Annotated in this window: 15 protein-coding genes; 4 read left to right on the top strand and 11 right to left on the bottom strand. The window is 43.9% G+C overall.

Translation table 11 applies throughout. The features are described from left to right. Positions 1-144 precede the first annotated feature (144 nt). A complete protein-coding gene (locus MKY20_RS26375; protein WP_009334971.1) occupies positions 145-1,080 on the top strand; it encodes a VanW family protein in 936 nt (311 codons plus the stop codon). A 55-nt stretch (positions 1,081-1,135) separates the two neighbouring features. On the opposite strand, the gene MKY20_RS26370 is transcribed toward MKY20_RS26375, so the two are convergent. Both MKY20_RS26370 and rraA read right to left on the bottom strand, forming a co-directional pair. Further along, positions 1,136-1,393, bottom strand: coding sequence for a hypothetical protein (locus MKY20_RS26370; protein ID WP_251173997.1), 258 nt, complete (start codon positions 1,391-1,393; stop codon positions 1,136-1,138). Positions 1,394-1,481: 88 nt separating this feature from the next. Further along, entirely contained in the window at positions 1,482-1,961 is a 480-nt protein-coding gene (gene rraA, locus MKY20_RS26365) for a ribonuclease E activity regulator RraA (protein ID WP_251173998.1), read from the bottom strand. A 434-nt stretch (positions 1,962-2,395) separates the two neighbouring features. Here rraA and MKY20_RS26360 point away from each other — a divergent pair, with 434 nt between their 5' ends. Further along, positions 2,396-2,539 (top strand): hypothetical protein, encoded by a 144-nt coding sequence (locus tag MKY20_RS26360; RefSeq protein WP_251173999.1) that lies wholly within the window; start codon positions 2,396-2,398, stop codon positions 2,537-2,539. A 31-nt stretch (positions 2,540-2,570) separates the two neighbouring features. Here the strand turns inward: MKY20_RS26360 and mutM are convergent, their stop codons facing one another. Beyond that, positions 2,571-3,380, bottom strand: coding sequence for a bifunctional DNA-formamidopyrimidine glycosylase/DNA-(apurinic or apyrimidinic site) lyase (gene mutM, locus MKY20_RS26355; RefSeq protein ID WP_251174000.1), 810 nt, complete (start codon positions 3,378-3,380; stop codon positions 2,571-2,573). 169 nt (positions 3,381-3,549) lie between these two features. Between mutM and MKY20_RS26350 the strand changes: the two genes are divergently transcribed. Continuing rightward, entirely contained in the window at positions 3,550-4,041 is a 492-nt protein-coding gene (locus MKY20_RS26350) for a hypothetical protein (protein WP_251174001.1), read from the top strand. Between the two features lie 3 nt (positions 4,042-4,044). Here the strand turns inward: MKY20_RS26350 and MKY20_RS26345 are convergent, their stop codons facing one another. From MKY20_RS26345 to MKY20_RS26325, 5 genes are all read right to left on the bottom strand, one after another. Then, positions 4,045-5,181, bottom strand: coding sequence for a trans-sulfuration enzyme family protein (locus MKY20_RS26345; RefSeq protein WP_251174002.1), 1,137 nt, complete (start codon positions 5,179-5,181; stop codon positions 4,045-4,047). Positions 5,182-5,300: 119 nt separating this feature from the next. Next, a complete protein-coding gene (locus MKY20_RS26340; protein ID WP_251174003.1) occupies positions 5,301-6,494 on the bottom strand; it encodes a Ger(x)C family spore germination protein in 1,194 nt (397 codons plus the stop codon). Continuing rightward, positions 6,491-8,077 carry a spore germination protein gene (locus MKY20_RS26335; RefSeq protein WP_019382589.1) on the bottom strand — a complete coding sequence of 529 codons (1,587 nt, stop codon included), beginning with the start codon at positions 8,075-8,077 and terminating at the stop codon, positions 6,491-6,493. The genes MKY20_RS26340 and MKY20_RS26335 overlap by 4 nt, the downstream gene beginning before the upstream one ends. Then, positions 8,074-9,195, bottom strand: a complete 1,122-nt coding sequence (locus tag MKY20_RS26330) for a GerAB/ArcD/ProY family transporter (RefSeq protein ID WP_009334982.1) — start codon at positions 9,193-9,195, stop codon at positions 8,074-8,076. Before MKY20_RS26330 ends, MKY20_RS26335 begins: the two co-directional genes overlap by 4 nt. A 55-nt stretch (positions 9,196-9,250) precedes the next feature. Then, entirely contained in the window at positions 9,251-9,484 is a 234-nt protein-coding gene (locus tag MKY20_RS26325) for a hypothetical protein (RefSeq protein WP_019382590.1), read from the bottom strand. A 212-nt stretch (positions 9,485-9,696) separates the two neighbouring features. Between MKY20_RS26325 and MKY20_RS26320 the strand changes: the two genes are divergently transcribed. Next, positions 9,697-11,223, top strand: coding sequence for an FAD-dependent oxidoreductase (locus MKY20_RS26320; protein WP_019382591.1), 1,527 nt, complete (start codon positions 9,697-9,699; stop codon positions 11,221-11,223). Between the two features lie 372 nt (positions 11,224-11,595). On the opposite strand, the gene MKY20_RS26315 is transcribed toward MKY20_RS26320, so the two are convergent. From MKY20_RS26315 to MKY20_RS26305, 3 genes are all read right to left on the bottom strand, one after another. After that, the gene (locus MKY20_RS26315; RefSeq protein ID WP_019382593.1) at positions 11,596-11,730 is read right to left on the bottom strand and encodes a hypothetical protein; all 135 of its coding nucleotides are present in this window, start codon (positions 11,728-11,730) and stop codon (positions 11,596-11,598) included. Between the two features lie 62 nt (positions 11,731-11,792). Next, positions 11,793-13,268 carry an amidase family protein gene (locus tag MKY20_RS26310; RefSeq protein ID WP_019382594.1) on the bottom strand — a complete coding sequence of 492 codons (1,476 nt, stop codon included), beginning with the start codon at positions 13,266-13,268 and terminating at the stop codon, positions 11,793-11,795. 128 nt (positions 13,269-13,396) lie between these two features. Further along, complete coding sequence (locus MKY20_RS26305; RefSeq protein ID WP_009334990.1) at positions 13,397-14,521, bottom strand: DEAD/DEAH box helicase; 1,125 nt, start codon at positions 14,519-14,521, stop codon at positions 13,397-13,399. Between the last annotated feature and the right edge of the window lie 128 nt (positions 14,522-14,649).

Below are 14,649 nucleotides of genomic sequence, written 5' to 3'. Positions count from 1 at the left end.
TTAACGGACAGAGGATGCAGAAGTCCGGGGGCATGATGACAGAGCTTCATGGCAGCTTCAAAGTGAAGCCAATATTCAATCATTTTTTCGGCACATGAAACAATTCTCTCCTGTCCATACTAAGGGCGGAGGTGCACCTGCGATATGAAATTCTCATGGGTATTGGGGATCATGCTATTAACACAAACACAAACTGCCAGTCTTCCTGATGACTTATCCATTGAAAATGACGGCAAATCCATTGCAAGAGTCAACAGGACGGAATATGAAATGCCTTTTCCCGGGCTTCCGCTAGTGGACGGTGAACGGTTCACTCAGCTGCTGGAAAAATTAAATCGCCAGACGTATATTCCGCCTAGGAACGCGTACATAGGCGAAAGCGGACGCATCGTTGCTGAGAAGCCTGGAAAAATACTGCACCGCAAAGCATTCACAGATATTTTTTATACATATTTTTATAATAACGGGCCAGCCAGAATTGAGATCCCAACGCTCCCCGTATACCCGAGAGTGGATCGTGATCTTATCTCCCATATCCGAGTTAAAATGATCGGCCAGTACGTTACGTATTTTAATCCGAATAACACCTCACGCTCCCATAATATTCAGCTTGCAGCCGAAGCCCTTGATAATTATGTTGTTTTTCCGAATGAAGTATTTTCTTTTAACCGTGCTGTCGGCAAAAGAACGGCGGGGAAAGGCTATCAGCGTGCTCCGGTCATCGTTAGAGGAGAACTGTCAGAAGATATCGGGGGCGGGATCTGCCAGGTATCCTCCACTCTGTTCAATGCAGTTGACCGGGCAGGTGTCAAAGTGATCGAGCGTTATTCCCACAGCAAAAAGGTTCCCTATGTACCGCCTGGCCGGGATGCAACTGTAAGCTGGTATGGCCCAGATTTCACCTTTAAAAACCGTTACAGTTCTCCCCTGCTCATTCGGGCACAAGCTATGCATGGCCAAGTGGTAATCAGAGTATACTCCTCTGATGAAATTGACTATGAGCCCCGAAGGGTCCCGAAAGCTTCAACAATGCTGCCGGAAGAAATCAGCATTGAAAAGGAAGCAGTTTTAGAGAACTGATAGCTTTGTCAGCTGCATTCAGGCAGGCATCCAAATCTGACAAATTTAATGTCATCTATAAAATAAGGCTGATGACCATTATTGCCAGCCCGAAGATCGCAGAGCCGCGCTTCACGCTTCTATTTTGCCGGGGCTTTAGGAATAAACTGATTATAAAACCAGCTGGCAATACAATGCCATTAATGCTAAAAGTAAATGTGCCTAACAAATAATAACCAATCAGTTTCAGGATCAAATGCTCTTCTTCCTCATTCCTGCTGCGGAACAAAAGATAAATGCCGGCTGCCCAAAATAGTATAAATATTATAAACATATGTGCACCCCCTCTTAATACGGTATTCTGTGCTAAGCAGGAAAGTGCTATAAAAAGGAAACACCCGCTTTTCAGCGGGTGTTCAGCTTTATACAAGGGCTTTTGATGAGACAATCACACCATCTTCATCTGCATAGACATATTCTCCCGGCTTCCAGTCAATCCCTCCGAACGTAACTGGGATGTTTCGATCCCCTTTTCCTTCTTTTCGGCTTTTTAAAGGATTGCTGCCTAGTGCGAGGATGCCTGTATCAAGGCTTCCGAGCTCTACTGTATCCCGGACGCACCCATAAATGATCACACCGGCAAGCTTTCTCGATTGAGCAATTTCACCAAGCCTGTCACCCATTAAGGCGCATCTTTTTGATCCGCCGCCATCCACCACCAGCACACTTCCCTCTGGAATGGACTCCAGTGCCTCTACTACCAGCACGTTATCTTCAAACACTCTAACCGTTGAAATGGGACCGGAAAACTTTCTTTTTTGCCCATAAGATTTAAACTCCTGCTGACAAATGAGCAGTTCTTTGCTGTGGTCATCACATAAATCGGCCGTTTTGAAATCCAAAAGAGATCCCCTCCTTTAGCGCTTTTGGCTGTAAAACACTTTATGCCATCTTCTTTACTTCGATATGCAGCACCCTGTTCCCTTCCTTTTTTAATAATCGAAAGGGAAAGATTGAAGATTTCAGGCATATACCTTTTAGTAAGGAAACGCTCTTGGTTCAGAAAAGCGGAAGCGCCTTGCCCACAAATGTATGCAGACTCGCTTTCGGTCGTGCGATGTTTATGCTTTCGAAGCCTTCCCTGTCCTGCGGGCCTCAGGCATAAGACGGTTCCTGTAAGAAGGCGTTCATCCTTCTGATAGTAAAGGCATAGATCTGAGAGTCCCTAGGAGCCGCAACAAGACATGCTTGCAGCATTGGGTGGGCAGGCGGCTGCTTGCGCTGGACAGTTATCGGCGTTCAAAATTCTATCTTTTAAAAATATGGAGGTTAAAGGATGGCTCTAATGTGGGCAATTACAATCGGTTTTATGGTTTCATTGGGACTGGCCGGATTTATGCTTGTCCATTTTTTAAGGGGTGCAATGGATTCCAGTGATTCCACGACAGTTGATAGGATTCAGAGTGATCCGGAAGAGTAGAGAAAAGAGGCTGCAGTATGCAGCCTCTTTCTTAGTTTTGGCAATTTGCGCAGTAGAATGTTTTCCGGGAAGAAATTTCTTCTTTCACTATAGGGCTGCTGCAGCGGAGGCAGGGTTCTCCTTCTCTGTCATACACTCTGCACTGCTCATTATATCCCCCGGTTTTGGCATCTCCTTTAAACAAAGGCTCTTCCATATAGCCCCCAAACTGAATGGCCCGGGTTAATACGCCCTTCATGGACTGATACAGGATTTTTATTTCATCCTCATCCAATTCATCTGCTTTTCTCATAGGCAGCAGCCCAGCCTCAAAACAGATTTCATCGCTGTAGCAGTTGCCGATTCCCGAAAGAAACTGCTGATTGATGAATGTCGTTTTCAGCATGCCTCTTCTGGTTCCGATCCGTTCGCGGAAGGCCGGAAATCCCAGCGTTTGACCCAGAGGCTCCGGCCCAAGATCTGAAAGCTCCTTTTCCACCTCTGTGTCTGTCAGCAAGTGCAGATAGCCAAGTCTTAGTCCAATAAAATAGAGCTTTTTATCTCCAAAAGAAATAATAACCTGTTTCGTGCGGTCAGGATTGTCCGCTTCATTGCCAATATACATCCAGCCGCCCAGCATCAGATGCAGCAAAAGATTTTTACCGGAACTCAGCTTGAAAATAAGATGTTTAGCCCTTCGGGTGATTTCGGTTATTTGTGCATTTATCAGCTGACTTTTTAATTGGGCAGGCTGCACGTTGATGGACTTTTCCCGATTTACTTCTACATCAGTAATGACTTTACGGGCCAGCTGCTCCGTTAACAGCCTTCTGTAGGTTTCCATTTCCGGAAGTTCAGGCATAGTGTCAGCTCCTTCCTCAAATACTGTATCCTTAGTATTTAATGGAAGGAATCACTTCATTCCTGAAAACTGCCACCTTGAATTTTTTTACAAATGTTCAATATTTCGCAACAGTAGTTTCCAATATTTTGATGTTGGAAATGTTGAAATTAAAGGGAGGTTTTTCCAAATGAAAAAGAACTATTCCAGCAAGCAAACTTTTATGTTTTTTATTATTTATTTTGCGTTATTATGCTGTTTAATTTTTGCGGCTGTCACCCTTAAACCTTCTTTTCAAAAAGAACAGACTTCAGAAATTTCTTCTGCTTTTTCAAAAGAACTCCAGATTCAGAAGAACAAACAGGAAATGAAAGCAGCTGAGAATGAAGGGAAATGGCAGCCATCCAATACCTTTGTGATCACAGCCATTTCCATTGGCTCTTGCCTGGATATCATCATCGTGCTTCTTTGGGCCCGTCATGAAAACAAAAAGAAACAGCAAGGGCAAGTCTCTAACCCGAATAGATTGACCAATAAGAAGTGGTTCTGGTACTTGGTTTCAATGGGGATTGTTCTGCCCAAGGATGGCAAATTGACATTCAGCCTGAAAAACTTCGTCTTAACTGTTACCTTGTTGGTTTTATTGAAGCATTGGCTGTTTGACCAGCTTGAGAGCATCTAATAGTCATCCCAGACTCCGAATAATAGCCTTATTCAGCTGCGCAATAATATCATCCGCATGTTCAATTCCGATGGATATCCGGACCAACTGCTTAGTAATGCCAAGTTCCCTGCATACTTCAGGAGGCAGTGTCCTGTGCGATGTGGTCAGAGGGTGGGATACGGACGTTTCAACACCCGCAAGTGTCGGCACAATTTTAATCCACCCCAGCTCTTTAAAAAACTCATTCACATCAGCACTGTCAGCCAATTCAATCGTAACAATGGCGCCGAATCCTTCTTCACCGTGCTGAAAAGGATAATAGACATTTTTTATTTCTTGATTTTGCCTTAATGCCCTTGCCACTCTTCCGGCATTTGCTGACTGCTGCTTCATTCTGAGAGCCAGAGTTTTCGCTCCCCTGCATGTCAGCCAGGCTTCAAACGGACTTAAATTAACCCCGAGGTTTACAATTTTTCCGCGTGCCTTTCCGATCAGCTCTTCATCTCCAGCCAGGACACCTGCTGTAATATCGCTATGCCCGCCTAGATATTTGGTTGCACTATGGACGACTAAATCAATGCCTATCAAATAAGGCTGGCAATGAAATGGAGTGGCAAATGTATTATCGATCAGGGTAACGAGATTATGCTTCTTCGCCAGGCGGACGACTTCTTCAAGGTTTTCCACCCGCAATAAAGGATTTGTGATGGATTCAGAATAAAGAAGTTTTGTATTCTCCTGTATGGCTCCCTCCACCTGCACAGCATCAGAGAATGGAACAACGGTTACTTCTATGCCGAGCTGTGTCAGCTCTTCCTTGATTAAATGGAAGCTGCCGCCGTACAGGTCATCTGCTGCCACAATATGGTCGCCGCTTTTGACTACAGCAAGCACTCCCGCCAGAATGGCGGATAAACCGGATGAGGCAGCCGTCCCGGCCGGTGCTCCTTCCAGGGTGGCAATTAATTCACCAAGCTCATCCGTATTCGGATTGCCGACCCGGGAATAAAGATAATTGCCGTTTCCCTGATAAAATCCCTCCAGCTCATCCAGATCATTGAATGCGAAGGCGGAAGTTTGATAGATCGGTGTTACTTTACTTTTAATCTTGCGTTTGCTCTTATTTTTCAAGTGCAGAACAGAAGTCTCGAATTTCATTTGGCCTTTCCCCTTTAAAAGAAATAAGGGCTGGACAATGCCCAGACCTTCAAAAATTAGCTGAATTATAGAAAAATTATATCAATACAGCTTTTATGCGTCAATGAAGGAAAGAATCTCTATTTTACTTCCTTCAGAAAGCTTTTAGTCCTGATGCCTGTTCGCCGAATGATTAAAGTTGTGTCTACATTTATATCAGCATCAGCAAATTTTTCGTCCCAGTTTTTCTGGACTTTTTTGAAATTCTGATAATCCTGTCTAAGCACATCTTCACCAAAGCCAAAAATATCGGTGCCATATTCCTGCTGAACCTTCTCAATCGTTTTTGTGACCATTTCATTAATCTGTTTTTGGGCAGTTTCTCCACTTTCTTTATATGTCTTTGCTTTATCAAGCTGATTGTTGCAATGAGTTCCGTCAATATATGCCTCTGCTCTGATTTTTACATTAATCTTTGCTTTCCCATTTTCGAGTTTCCCTTTAATCTTTGTCCTTGTATCATATACTCTAAGCCCCATATACTCGCTTTCACTGCATTTTACGGTAATGGATGTTTTATTGATTTTATTCTGAATCCATAAGTAATTTCTTGAATCCTCCAGTGTCAGAAATCCTTCGAGCTTATCACCTTTGAATATAGCCAGTGAGTCCAGGACCACAAGCGCATCCGGGGTGACCTTCATCATATTTTCCGCACTCGCGCCAGCTTCCGGGTCACCCTTAATCCTGACAGCGGCCATTACAGGCTGACGTCCCGGTGCTGTCCAGGCTGTAATGACATCATTCATCCTCACTCCTGGGTCTCCCCCCCAATCCTTCATCATGGTGTCCAGCTGAGTGTGCAATTTTAAAGAAGTAGATTTCTGAAATTGATACGTCACTTTTAATACATCCGATCCCTTCCCCCCCCTTGCAATCAATATATTAAAATCATCCCGGATTTCCCGATTTCTCTCCAGAAAATCAATAAAGTCAATAATGCCTTCTTTAGCAAGTTCCTCCCCAATAATCAAAGTGCGCATGTGGGAATAGATCAAATGCCTGGATATCCCTTCATTCACTCTATAGGTCAGTTCTGCCAGAGTGTTTCCTTCAGCAGAATAAACAATAGATGGCGCATTTCCGCTGGCGGTGCGGTTATTCAATTCTGTCGCATTTATGCCTTCTACAGTCAGGATATACTTATCGTCCTCGCCCTTATCCACAGCCATTCCTGTTACAACAGTTATTTCACTCAGCTCTCTCTGATCCCAGCATCCTGAAAGCAGAATAGCCGTCAAAATAACGGCAAACATCACACCATATTTTCTCAATTGGACTGCTCTCCTTCCATTGGAGGAGGAGAAGGCGACCCGGTCTTTGGAAACTTTTCAGGATTCTGTGACTTTAGATAAGCTGGCCGCTTCCTCATGCTCCAAACCGGGAATCGGAAAAAGACATCTTTCTGCTGCTCGATGATAAATGGAGCAACCGGTGAAAGATACGGAACGCCAAAGGATCTGAGTGAGCTTAAATGGGCGACAATAAAAACAAGTACTATCAGGACCCCATACAGGCCCAGGAAAGCCGATACAATGATCAGCAGGAATCTTAACAGCCTTGCTGCTGCAGCAAAACTATAAGTGGGTGATACAAAATTGGCAATGGCTGTAATGGCAACAATGATGACCATTATATTCGATATAATCCCTGCTTCAGCTGCAGCCTGTCCGATGACGAGCGCGCCAACAATTGAAACAGTCTGCCCGACAGCCCTTGGCATTCGAACACCGGCTTCACGCAGAATCTCAAAGGTAACTTCCATCAATAACACTTCAATGACTGCCGGAAATGGCACCCCTTCCCGCTGTGCAATGATCCCGAGAAGCAGAGGTGTAGGCAGAAGCTCATGATGAAAGGTTAAGATTCCGACATATAAGGATGGCGTAATCAAGGCAATCATAAACGATAAATACCTGATCATTCTTAAAAAGCTTCCCATCATGAAGTTTTGATAATAATCTTCTGCAATGGAAAAGAAATCTACCAGAACAGCCGGAACCACCAGCACAAAAGGAGTCCCATCAACAAGGATGGCAATTTTCCCTTCAAGCAAATTGGATGCCACGGCATCAGGCCTCTCTGTATTCAGTGCCAGCGGAAAGGGTGTAGCGGATTTGTCTGCAATCAGCTCTTCAATATTTCCAGATTCAAAGATTGCGTTCACTTTGATTTGACCAAGCCTTTTGCGGACTTCCTGGACGATCTTCTCATTTGATATGCCTTCCATATATCCGATGTATACGGAAGTATTAGTCTCAGATCCAATGATGAATTTTTCAAAACGAAGATTTCTGTTCTTAATTCTTCTCCTCAGGAGACGAACATTTGTTGAAATCGATTCTACAAACCCATCCTTTGGACCCCTTATCACGGTCTGGGTGCTTGGCTCTGTTACTGACCGGTCTTCACCTGAAGCCATGGAAAGGGAAAGCGCTTTTTCCATATCTTTAAAAAAGATAATGATGTTTCCATAAAGCAGAGCAGTAATGATATTATCGAACGATTCAACCAGCTGGTAGCCTGCCCCTCCGAATTTCTCCTTGCATAGTGATTTCAGATCGTCCTCCGTTGTTAACTCAATGCCATCCTCCTTCCCGCTGAGTGATTGAAGAATCGTTTCCTTTAATAACTTTGTATCAATCATAGTTGTAAGGTAGATGAGCAAAGCATCTTTCCCTTCTGTTTTCAGCTCATCCATGCTTAAATCAACCGTGCTTCCGAACTCTGCATTTATTCTGTTTTTCAGCTGTTCCAGGCTCATGCTTTTAAGATCTGGGTCAGTGTTTGCAGCTTCCTGAGGCTGAACAGGATATTCTTTTTTGCGCATTTTTAATAGTGATTTAAGAATACTCAAAACTTCATCCCCTTCACGCCGGGTTTAGCCTTTTTCTTTCGCCGCTTCCATAAAACCGCGATCAGCAGAAGTGATGGCAGTCCGAACTGCAATGGCAAGTGCAAAAAGTATGGGACCATCTCAAGCCCCTCCTGCCAATGATCACCGAAGTTCACGGATATTAATATAGAAAAGGATGAAACAATCATGGCTACAGGCAATGAAAAATACCGGTAAGGAAGGCGGAAGGTGTACTCAAGGCCTTTCAATCCTGCAAACATGAACACAGAACCCTTTACCAGAATCCCCAGCATCATAATAAATACAACGAGTGCATCAATTCTTTCAATGAAATTGCCGATGGAGACCTCACGAGCTGAGCTGAGCATGGGAAAATTGGAACGCTGCAAAGCATCAGCCCCCAGTGTGACAATCATCAGAAACATTGCAAATAATAAAAGCGCACCTGCAATTCCCACTCCGAGCATGGACACACGCAGGCAATATTTAAAGTTGGTTACAACTGGAAGAATGAGTGTAAATGCAATAAGCTCTCCGAAAGGGAACACGATCAAAGTTGGAAATAGCGCATTCAAAACCGGTTTAAGCCCATCTCCGAGCACAGGCTTAATCTCATATAAATTGGCATTGCCGCTTGCAAATAATAGGATGGTCAAAAGAAACAAAAAGCCGAATAAATAAGGAGTAAAAATTTCCGAGGTTCTGCCAAGGACTTCAAGACCGAGATATAAAATATAGGCCATCAGCAGACAGATAGTCAGCGAGATAATTTCAATCGGCGTCGACGGCAGAATGGCCGAAGCAATCAATTCGCCAAAATCACGGACCACCCTGCAGGCAAGGTATAAGAAATAAACCACGTAAGTAATAGAAAAAATAATTGCAATCGGCCTTTTAAAGCCAAACTCCATAATCTCGAAAAAATTTTTTCCAGGCACACGGCTAATTAGGAGGTAATAGAATAGCATGACTCCAAACCCTATCATTATGGCGGCTGCGATCGCAATCCAGGCATCCTTCTTGGCATCCCCGCCTACTCCGACAACAATGGCGCTTCCTAAAAGGAAATTGATCAACAATGTCAGCAGCTGGCTGAGAGAGATATTCTCTTTTAACATTCCATCACCAATCCCTTTTAAAATGTTCGTTCAGTTAGCATGTCCCAGCGATTCCTTACCTGGATGACCCTGATTTTTTTTTCGCTTTAAAAAGACGAAAATCAATGACTGCACTTGAAAGCAGTCCAATAAGTACAGAAACAACAACGATCATTCTTCCAGTGGCAATTTCTGTATACAGTAAATTCCTCAAAGCTTCCAATATCGTATAATCAAATATTTTCATATCAAAAAGTGCAGCTAATATAGTCAATAGCAGAAAAATGCTCAGATAGCTAAATGTAATCATGACTGTACCCCATTAACATTCGATACTGTATATCTTTTCTCGGCCTGCACATTTTATCCAGAAATGATGAAAAAAACAGTGAAAAACCGGTTTCACCCTTCCACCTGATTAATTAACAATTTAATGGGTATGGTTATAGAAGGAGAATTTGTATAGGAATAGGATTTGCAGGAAAAATTATGAACGAATATAACGTTACAGGAGGACAGGGTATGACGACATCCAACCACAAAACGCCCCAATATCCAGAGCCTTATTGGAGGGAGGAGGAACTTCCGGCCTTCGATAAGCTCAGAGAAGATGCTCAAACGGAAATTGCCATTGTAGGCGGCGGCATCACAGGCATTACAGCGGGTTACCTTCTTGCCAAAGAAGGCTTTAAAGTGTCCATTCTTGAAGCCGGCAATATATTAAACGGGACTACCGGCCATACGACAGCAAAATTAACAGCACAGCATGGATTAATTTATGATGAATTGATCAGTCATTTTGGCGAGGAAAAAACCAAACTCTATTATCAGGCTTCAACAGATGCTATAGAATTTGTCCGGAACATTGTATCAGAAAAACAAATTGATTGTGATTTCAGCAACGAAGAAGCAACCATATATGCTGTTTCAGAAGAGTATGCACGAAAAGTTGAAAAAGAGCGGCAAGCATACGAAAAACTCGGAATTCCAAGCGGAATGAAAGAGAGCATTCCTTTTAACATCAACACAACAGCGGTGCTCTCCATGTTTGATCAAGCCCAGTTTCATCCGCTGAAATACCTGAAAAAGCTTCTTAAAGACTTTGTGGATTTGGGCGGTATTGTTTATGAAAATACAACAGCTGCAGACATTGAAGATGGCAGCCTGCCTGATGTCGTGACCAGAGAAGGCCATCGCCTGAAATGCAAATATGTCATTGCAGCTTCCCACTTCCCTTTTGCGGATAAGAAAGGTTTTTATTTTGCCAGATTATCTCCGGAAAGATCTTATGTACTTGGCGTAAAAACTAAAGAGGATTTTCCTGGAGGCATGTATTATAGTGCCGATTCACCGACCCGCTCACTGAGGTACACACCCTATAACGGAGACAAACTCATTTTAGTGAGCGGCGACAGCCACAAGACGGGTCATGGACCAGATACGATGAAGCATTACGAAGCCCTTGAAGCCTTTGCGGAAGAGGTGCTCGGCATAACCGATTATCCTTATCGCTGGTCTGCCCAGGATTTATATACGCTTGATAAAGTCCCGTATATCGGCCCAATTACGTCCAAACAGAAGAATATCTTTGTCGCAACAGGCTACCGGAAATGGGGAATGACAAACGGGACAGCAGCTGCTATGCTGATAAAAGATCAGATTATGGAAAGGGACAACCCTTATGCCGAGCTGTTTACCCCATCCAGATTTCAGGCTGACCCAAGCATCAAGAAATTTATTGCAGCCAATACTGATGTAGCTGGACAGCTGATTAAAGGGAAGCTTGAATTTGTGCCTAAAGAAACGGCAGATCTGTCTCATGATGAAGGCGGAGTCGTAATGATCAATGGCAAGCGTACTGGTGCTTACAGGGATCCTGAAGGCAGCCTCCATCTTGTAGATACAACCTGCACCCACATGGGATGTGAATGCGAATGGAACCACGGCGACCGCACCTGGGACTGCCCATGCCACGGCTCCCGCTTCTCCTATGACGGAACAGTCGTTGAAGGTCCGGCAGCCAAGCCTCTGAAAAAGGTTGAAGAATAACTTGAAGAAAAAAGACAGTTCTCCCGAGGAAACTGTCTTTTTCTATGGATTTATCAGCATTTTTGCGAGGATTCACTTGCTTGTTTTGGAGATAGTACCGATTTATGAGCGGATAAGCACTTTTCTGTGCAGATACCCCACTTTTATGTGCGGATAGCTTATTTTTATGTGCGGAAGCACTTTTACTATATAAATCTGGCTGCCTGAGAGATTGTGACTGCTTTTACTTTCGGATAGCTGGGTTTTACTTGCAGATAGCTCTTTTTTATTTTCGGATAAACCCTTTTATTGCCGTATAACTCATTTTTATTTTCAGATAGCCTTTTTCACGCCTAACAAAAAATCCTCCTTCTATAAAGGAGGATTTGCTCATCAGTCCTGCACGTTGTTTTCTTTCTTTTCTTTGCTTCCCGTTGTGAATTCAACAAGCTCTTCGCTTGTGCGCTGCGGTCTGTGTTTATTGTTATTGCGCTGTGCATTGCCGTTTCCGCGTTTAGTTCTGCCCATATTCTCATCTGCTCCTTTTTTGTTTTTCAGAAGTAGTATGAGTCAATTAACCGGCAGTTATTCTATGCCAGCACTCCAAGTTCTGGAGCTTTCCTATGCCTGGTGGCATGCTCAAAGGCATAAGCAAGCTTAATAAGGAGCGGCTCACTGTAGGCAAGTCCTGTAAATGTAATGCCCACAGGCTCACCTTCAGGCGTATAGCCGGCCGGTACTGTGATGGATGGATATCCCGCTTTTGCAGGGATGCCTGCTCCATAATTATTCGGAAACACGATGGCATCGAGGTGATGCTCTTTCATCACGTAATCAATGCCCTTCTCTCTTGAAAAATAAATATCTTTCTCAAGTGCAGATATATAGGCCATTTCCGTCAGATTTCCGCTTGTCTCCTCTGCCTCAATCAGGATGGATTGGCCGTATTTTAAGCACTTTTCGCTATTATTTTCATTAAAATGAATGACATCGGACAGGGTGCGAATATTAAGGTGCGGTGCGACCGTTCGCAGGTAAGCATTCAAATCTGCCTTAAATTCATATGTCAGGACATCTCGGCTCCACTCCTCTTTAGTGGATGGGATCACCACCTCGTCTACCACCTCTGCACCCAGCTCCTTTAAATCGTTTACTGCCTTATTCATGACTGAGAGCTTTTCAGAACTTAGGTAGTCAAAATAAGTCTCCCGGGCAATGCCGATTCGTGTACCTTCTAATCCGGCTTCATCAAGGAAAACGGTAAAATCCTTGCCCCGCAGATCTTTATTTGTCATGGTAATCGGATCATTTTCGTCAGGTACTGCAAGTACGTTTAATAATAAAGCGGCATCCTTAACCGTTCTCGCCATAGGACCGGCAGTATCCTGGCTATGGGCAATTGGAATAATGCCGGTTCGGCTGACAAGTCCGACTGTCGGCTTAATTCCAACGAGAGAATTCTGACTGGCAGGACTTAAAATGGAACCTGATGTCTCCGTTCCGATGGCTGCGGCCGCAAAATTAGCGGCGATGGCTGCACCCGATCCTGCACTGGAGCCACCCACATCAAATTTACCCGGTCCATATGGATTCAGCGTCTGTCCGCCTCGTGAGCTGTATCCGCTTGGCATCCCTTCCGTCATAAAATTGGCCCATTCTGTCATATTGGTTTTTCCTAAAATGACGGCTCCCGCTTGCCTTAATTGAGAGGCCACAAACGAATCCTTCTGTGCACAATGATTCTTCAAGGCGAGTGAACCTGCAGTTGTCTGCATTTTGTCCCCTGTATCGATATTATCCTTTAACAATATGGGAATGCCGTGAAGAGGGCTGCGCGGCCCCTGTTCTTCTCTTTCCGCATCTAGAGCAGCTGCAATATGCAATGCATCCGGATTGAGTTCTAACACAGAATGAATGTTTTCATCCAGCTGTCCAATCCGGTTCATGTACATCATTACAAGGTCTTTGGAGGTAATTTCCCCATTCTGCAATTTTTCCTGCAATTCATCTATCGTCGCTTCAAGCAGATCTTCATCATGAAAGCTCTTTAGCCTTGGATTCTCCATTATTTGATTTCCCCTTATTCTTTAGTTAAATAAAGCTCCACTTACTAATTCGCTTAGAAAAGGGGAAATTCCTTTATATAAGAAAAATGCCAGGCACCAACTGATATAGGTGCCTGGCTGTTTGATCTTTATACGATATGGCCGCCTCGCATTACTTTCTTTTCTGCAGTGTGGCCTAGTTCTTTTGCCATTTTCTTGAGTTCGCGCTCTTCTCTTTCAGTAACCAGAGAGATAACGGTTCCGCTTGCACCGAATCTTCCTGTTCTTCCCGAGCGATGGACATATTGATTCATATCTTTCGGGAAGTCGAAATGCACCACATGGGTGACTCCTTTGATGTCCAGCCCTCTTGCCGCAACATCTGTAGCAATCAGCATATTGGTTTTGCCTGTGCGGAAGTTTTTGATTGCTTTCTGTCTGTCGAATTTGCTCAGATCGCTGTGCAAAGTGCTTGAAGAGATGTTTTTAAAATCAAGCTTTTCTGCCATGACGGTCAGGTTGCCAATATCCTTAACGAATACCAGTGCTTTAATGTCCTCAAGCCTTGAGATTTTTTCGAGCATCTTAATTTTATCCCTTGCTTCTGCCACAAAATAAATATGGTCCACACCTGCAGCCTGAATGGTTTCATCCTTCTCAACACGAATCACTTCAGCATCAGCTGTCAGCTCTTTCGCAAGCTGTTCAACAACCGGAGGCAGTGTGGCTGAGAATAGCAGGACCTGGCGTTCTTTAAGCGTAGACTTAACAATATTTTGGACAGTCTGAGCATGTTCTGGAACAAGAAGCTGGTCTCCTTCATCGAGAACAACTGTTTTCACTTCATGCATTTTCAGCTTTTTCTGTTTAATCAGCTCAAGCACCCGGCCTGGCGTTCCCAAAGCAATATGCGGATGCTTCTTCAATTTTTCAAGCTGCCTTTTTACGTTGGCTCCGCCAATAAAAGAAGCGGCTTTAATCCCGCTGCCTTCTGCCCATTTTTGGATCTCGCTTAATATCTGCATCACAAGCTCCTGTGAAGAGGCTAAAATGACGGCCTGAACCGCCTGTTTATCCGGGTCAATATTTTCAAGGACCGGCAGCAGGTAAGCAAGTGTTTTGCCTGTTCCAGTCGGGGACTCGGCAATAATATCCCTGCCTTCCAAAGCCAGCGGAACCGCCTCTGCCTGAACGGTCGTCGGCTGTGCAAATGCAGACTTTTCCCATGCCTTCTGGATAAATGGCTTCATATCTTCAATAAAAGATTGTGTCATATGTTACTCCTTTTAACTTTATTACGTGTAATCAAATAATTATTTTTAGTATAGCCGAAAATCGGAAAAAACTAGTATCGGTAATGATACTAGCTTATAGGCAGGAAGTTGTCCACCCTTAACAGAAA

Source organism: Cytobacillus sp. FSL W8-0315 (assembly GCF_038002905.1).
GTDB lineage: Bacteria > Bacillota > Bacilli > Bacillales > Cytobacillaceae > Cytobacillus > Cytobacillus pseudoceanisediminis.
This window is presented reverse-complemented; position numbering and strand designations above follow the sequence as displayed.

Bases quoted from the DNA above. Each gene is read 5' to 3' on its own strand.
- MKY20_RS26375 (WP_009334971.1), top strand. From the start codon at position 145: ATGAAATTCTCATGGGTATTGGGGATCATGCTATTAACACAAACACAA.
- MKY20_RS26370 (WP_251173997.1), bottom strand. From the start codon at position 1,393: ATGTTTATAATATTTATACTATTTTGGGCAGCCGGCATTTATCTTTTG.
- MKY20_RS26360 (WP_251173999.1), top strand. From the start codon at position 2,396: ATGGCTCTAATGTGGGCAATTACAATCGGTTTTATGGTTTCATTGGGA.
- mutM (WP_251174000.1), bottom strand. From the start codon at position 3,380: ATGCCTGAACTTCCGGAAATGGAAACCTACAGAAGGCTGTTAACGGAG.
- MKY20_RS26350 (WP_251174001.1), top strand. From the start codon at position 3,550: ATGAAAAAGAACTATTCCAGCAAGCAAACTTTTATGTTTTTTATTATT.
- MKY20_RS26345 (WP_251174002.1), bottom strand. From the start codon at position 5,181: ATGAAATTCGAGACTTCTGTTCTGCACTTGAAAAATAAGAGCAAACGC.
- MKY20_RS26330 (WP_009334982.1), bottom strand. From the start codon at position 9,195: ATGTTAAAAGAGAATATCTCTCTCAGCCAGCTGCTGACATTGTTGATC.
- MKY20_RS26325 (WP_019382590.1), bottom strand. From the start codon at position 9,484: ATGATTACATTTAGCTATCTGAGCATTTTTCTGCTATTGACTATATTA.
- MKY20_RS26320 (WP_019382591.1), top strand. From the start codon at position 9,697: ATGACGACATCCAACCACAAAACGCCCCAATATCCAGAGCCTTATTGG.
- MKY20_RS26315 (WP_019382593.1), bottom strand. From the start codon at position 11,730: ATGGGCAGAACTAAACGCGGAAACGGCAATGCACAGCGCAATAACAAT.
- MKY20_RS26310 (WP_019382594.1), bottom strand. From the start codon at position 13,268: ATGGAGAATCCAAGGCTAAAGAGCTTTCATGATGAAGATCTGCTTGAA.
- MKY20_RS26305 (WP_009334990.1), bottom strand. From the start codon at position 14,521: ATGACACAATCTTTTATTGAAGATATGAAGCCATTTATCCAGAAGGCA.